The organism is Mesorhizobium sp. M4A.F.Ca.ET.020.02.1.1 (assembly GCF_004022645.1).
Classification (GTDB): domain Bacteria; phylum Pseudomonadota; class Alphaproteobacteria; order Rhizobiales; family Rhizobiaceae; genus Mesorhizobium.
In genome coordinates, this window is the sequence record NZ_RZOI01000531.1 from 1 (window position 1) to 4,340 (window position 4,340).

A 4,340-nucleotide genomic window follows, 5' to 3' on the forward strand; every position below is an offset into this window, starting at 1 on the left:
GTGACGGCCATCCCGTGAGAACGGCCTGCACCATCAATGCGACAAGATCTGGCTCAGAAAAAGCTTCGTTCTGTCGTGCTGCGGATTGGTGAAGAAGTCGTGCGGCGCGCCCTCCTCGACCATCCGACCTTGATCCATGAATATCACGCGGTCCGCGACGGAACGCGCGAAGCCCATCTCATGCGTGACGCAGACCATTGTCATTCCGTCGCGCGCGAGACTTGTCATGGTCTCGAGCACCTCGGCGACCATCTCCGGATCGAGCGACGACGTGGGCTCATCGAAGAGCATCACCGCAGGCTCCATGCAGAGCGAGCGGGCGATTGCGACGCGCTGCTGCTGCCCTCCGGAGAGCTGCGCGGGATATTTGCCGGCCTGCTCCGGTATGCGCACGCGTTCGAGGAACTTGAGCGCGAGCTTCCTGGCTTCAGCCTCGGGCACGCCCTTGATCCACATCGGGGCGGCCATGCAGTTCATCAGCACCGTCATGTGCGGGAAGAGATTGAAGTGCTGGAACACCATGCCAACGTTCTTGCGAACTTCAGCCACGTTAGGCATCTTGTTGTGCAACCTGATCCCGTTGACGGTAATCTCGCCCTCCTGGTGCGCCTCGAGCCGATTGAAGCACCGGATCAGCGTCGACTTTCCCGAGCCGGAGGGGCCGCAGATAACGACGCGTTCGCCCCTGTGAACGGTGAGGCTGACCTCAGTTAATGCTCTGAAGGCGCCGTACCACTTCGAGACATTCTTCGCTTCGATGATTTTGTCCGCGCTCATCGAGGCCTGCTCCTGACCTGATGGCTCTCGAGACGAAGTTGGTTGTGCGGGCGATACATTGGCAGGCGCCTTCAAAGGATTGGGCTCATAAGGGTCACCTTTGAGGTTGCTTACGTTGCTCACGCTCATCTGACCTTGCTCCTGGCGAAATAGCGCTCGATCCTGGATTGAATCAACTCGAGGCAAATGGACAGGATCCAATAGATAATCGCTACGGTGATCAGCATCTCCAGGGGCTGAAAGGTGGCCTGGCCAAGTGTGCGACCAAGGAATGTAAGCTCCCACACGCCGAGGACCGACACGAGCGAACTGTCCTTCAGCAATCCGATGAACATGTTTCCCATCGGCGGAATGATTACGGGAAGCGCCTGCGGCAGAATGATCTTGCGCATCGTGAGGCCAAAGCCGAAACCCATGGACCGGGACGCCTCCCACTGACCGCGGTCGATGCTCGCAATGCCGGCCCGGAAGATCTCCGTCATGTACGCACCAATACATAGCGAAAGTGCCAATATGCCTGACGGTATGGCATCGAGCACAATGCCCAGTTGGGGCAGGCCGAGATAGATGAGGTAAACCTGCATCAAAAGCGGCATACCGCGGAAGAAAGAAGTATAAAAGCTGGCAATCCCGTAAGCGAAGCCATTGCTTGACAGTTTCGCTATGGCGGCGGTGATCCCGATGATCGATGAGAAAAACAGTGAGATCGCCGACACATAAAGTGTCGTCACGACCCCTTGCGACTATGAAGGGAAGCTTTTCCCAAATAAAAGGCAGATTCAGGTCGAACAATTCAACGAAAGCGATAAACAGAAGGAGCAGTTCGAGCCATACAACGCCGATTTGCACTTTCAGCGACGCAAAACCGATCAGCACCAGGTTGAGGCAGAACACGACCGCAATCAAAAATGCAATCGCAAAGCGCCCGTATAAGCCGCTCTCCAGCGGATCGCCGATCACTGGCCGCATGAGTTCGCCCATGATGGTGCCCGTGAGGTTGGGCATAAGGAAAACCACGAGCACAATTGCGAACATCGAGGCGATGAACCACGGCCTATGGACGAGCACCTCGGATTCAACTGTGTCCTGATAGAGCATGAGAGCAGTCCTAGAAATGAGCAGCCCGGCCTAACTCCCGCCGCTGCAGCTTCACCAGCTTCAGTTTTCGATAGTGCGGTCTGCCCTGTACCAATTAACCGGCAGCTTGGAGAGCGAGCCGCCACATCGTCAGCGGCCTAATCTTGTCACAGCTATCCCGAGAATCGCGCACGCGATTCCTTCGGCATTGGCAGCGTCGATATGAGCCAAGCCCACACGGAAGAGCAGCGGTCCAAACTGGGTCGCCGCAGCTTCACCAACCTCACTCCGCGGCCGTATAGTCTGTCCCGAACCATTTGATCGACAGCTTAGCGAGTGCGCCGTCATCCTTCAAACTTTTGATCGCGGCCCCAAGCTTATCACTGAATTCTTTGTCGCCATGGAGTATGGCGATCCCGCCCGGCATGTATGCGAAGGGCTCGCCGATGATTTTGAGCGGAAAGCCGGCTTTAATGATGTCTCTCGCTTGGGTTTCGTCAGTAATCGCGCCGTCAAGACGAACGCCATCGCCGAGGCGAAGGTCGTCGTATGGACTGGGAGTGCCTTCGTAGCTCTTCACCTCGCCGGGCGTGAAGTGATACTGTATTGGCGGCTGGCCGAAGACTTCCAACGTGTGATTAGCATAGGATTCGTTCGTGGTTCCTGCCACTACGCCAATCCGCTTACCATCGAGATCAGAAAGCTTGGTCGCCTTGCTATCCTTGTGGACTAAGGCGACGGTGCCCGTGTAAATGTACATGCTTGGGAAGCCGAATTTTTTGGCGCGTTCCTCGGTCGGCACCATCTGACCCATCGTGAGATCCCAACGGCCCGCCCATTTGCCCGAGGTCACAAGGTTCCACTCCGGCGTCACGAATTTAACGTCCACGCCCAACTGTTTCGCTATGCCCTTGGCGACTTCCACATCAAATCCGTCGAGTTCCCCCTTGTCATTCATAAATGAGCTCGGGGGCCAGCCAATGGACGTCGCCACAGTGAGCGTCTTTGTGGCGAGCACGCGGTCGAGTACGGCACCGGCATGTGCCGCGCTTGAGAAAGTAAGACACGCTACGGCGACCGAGGCTGCAGCTGCTATTATCGTCATCGGCTTGATCATGCGATCCTCCCATTACATGAAATCCTTACCCAACTCGATCTCGTCGAGTTCAGGCGGGCATCGCGCAGACGCCTCGCCATCATGCTAAGGGCCCAGCGCCACATATATGCAGCGAAAATGCTGGCTTTTGCAGTGCTTTGCTGCAAAAGCAGTTTATATTGCGCAGGATTTCGCACTGCTAAGCGAACCCGGTCAATAGTCTCGCAACTGCTCCGGAACGTGCAAATGACCTGCATGTCCGCGGGGTTGAAGCCACCGAATCTGCAAACGATGGTGGCTCGCCTTGAGGACATCGACCTCCAGAGGCGCGACAAGCAACGCGGTGAGCAGAAGATCGTGAAGACGGGAACGGCCGCTCCCGGGGGCGTTGGTGCCTCCCCGTCTGGTGGTCCAGATCGACCATACGAAGGCCGGCGTCTTCGTTGTTGACGAGGAAACCTGGCAGCCAAAGTCGGGCCGTGGCTGACGCTAACGATGAAGTCTGCTGCCGCATAGTGACGGGTACTATCGTACTATCAGACCACCGAGGCTCCATCCAGACTGTCCATTAACCTGCCTGTTGTGTTCCCAATCGGCGTGGTTGAGACAGCGAGGCCGCGCATCATTGCCCTGTCGCTGGCCTGGCGGACATGGTACAAGTCGACAATGGCGCCCCGACTGCCGGAGCCGGGCGTTCAAGCGAGGATGCCAGCACGCCGGCATCGCAATCGAATGGCGACCTGCTGCGTGTTTCGGTAATTCCCGGACACCCTTTTCGCTAAATCCCGGACAGTGATTTCAGTAATTCGCGGACAGCGATTCCGCTAAATCCCGGACAGTTTTCGGAAGCGGATTTAGCGGTCGGTTCTTGGCTGCGCCGTTCTGGCAGTTTGGCCTCTCACGACGATGTTGAGAGGGGCCATGCCGAGACGGAAGCAAGCGAGACGAACGAGCGTGAGGGACATCCAAGCGATGTTGCGCCTGACCCATGAGCAGGGTCTTTCGGTGCGTGAAGTGTCGGAACGGCTGAAGATCAGCAAGACGACAGTATCGACCTATTTGCTACGGGCGCGGGAGGCCGGGCTGTCATGCTGGCCTCTGCCGCCGGGCCACGACGACGCGACACTTGAGCGGCTGCTGTTTGGCCGTGCCGGTCGTCCGCCGCAAGACCTGAGCGAACCGGACTTTGCGCTGATCGCCAGGGAGCTGAAGCGCAAGGGGGTGACGCTGACGCTGTTGTGGCAGGAGTATCGCGCCGCCCATCCCGACGGCTACGGCTACACCTGGTTCTGCGAGCACTTCGCCGCTTTCGAGCGCCGGACGAGCGCGACATTCCGCAACCGGCATGCGGCGGGCGCGGTGATGCAGACGGACTATGCCGGGCAGACGG

General features: G+C 57.9%; 3 protein-coding genes and 1 pseudogene. 1 reads left to right on the top strand and 3 read right to left on the bottom strand.

Annotation, left to right across the window (positions count from 1 at the left end; genetic code table 11):
* Positions 1-33: 33 nt before the first annotated feature.
* The 3 genes and pseudogenes from EN742_RS25925 to EN742_RS25935 form a co-directional block, all read right to left on the bottom strand.
* A complete protein-coding gene (locus EN742_RS25925) occupies positions 34-777 on the bottom strand; it encodes an amino acid ABC transporter ATP-binding protein (RefSeq protein ID WP_128333440.1) in 744 nt (247 codons plus the stop codon).
* A gap of 125 nt (positions 778-902) precedes the next feature.
* Positions 903-1,875: pseudogene (locus EN742_RS25930) on the bottom strand (amino acid ABC transporter permease).
* Positions 1,876-2,137: 262 nt separating this feature from the next.
* Positions 2,138-2,971, bottom strand: coding sequence for a transporter substrate-binding domain-containing protein (locus EN742_RS25935; RefSeq protein ID WP_128333438.1), 834 nt, complete (start codon positions 2,969-2,971; stop codon positions 2,138-2,140).
* Between the two features lie 900 nt (positions 2,972-3,871).
* Between EN742_RS25935 and EN742_RS25940 the strand changes: the two genes are divergently transcribed.
* Positions 3,872-4,340 (top strand): helix-turn-helix domain-containing protein (locus tag EN742_RS25940; protein WP_128333439.1); only part of this gene is annotated, 469 nt, incomplete at its 3' end.

Excerpts from the sequence above, each read along its gene's own strand:
- EN742_RS25935 (WP_128333438.1), bottom strand. The coding sequence starts at position 2,971 with ATGATCAAGCCGATGACGATAATAGCAGCTGCAGCCTCGGTCGCCGTA.
- EN742_RS25925 (WP_128333440.1), bottom strand. The coding sequence starts at position 777 with ATGAGCGCGGACAAAATCATCGAAGCGAAGAATGTCTCGAAGTGGTAC.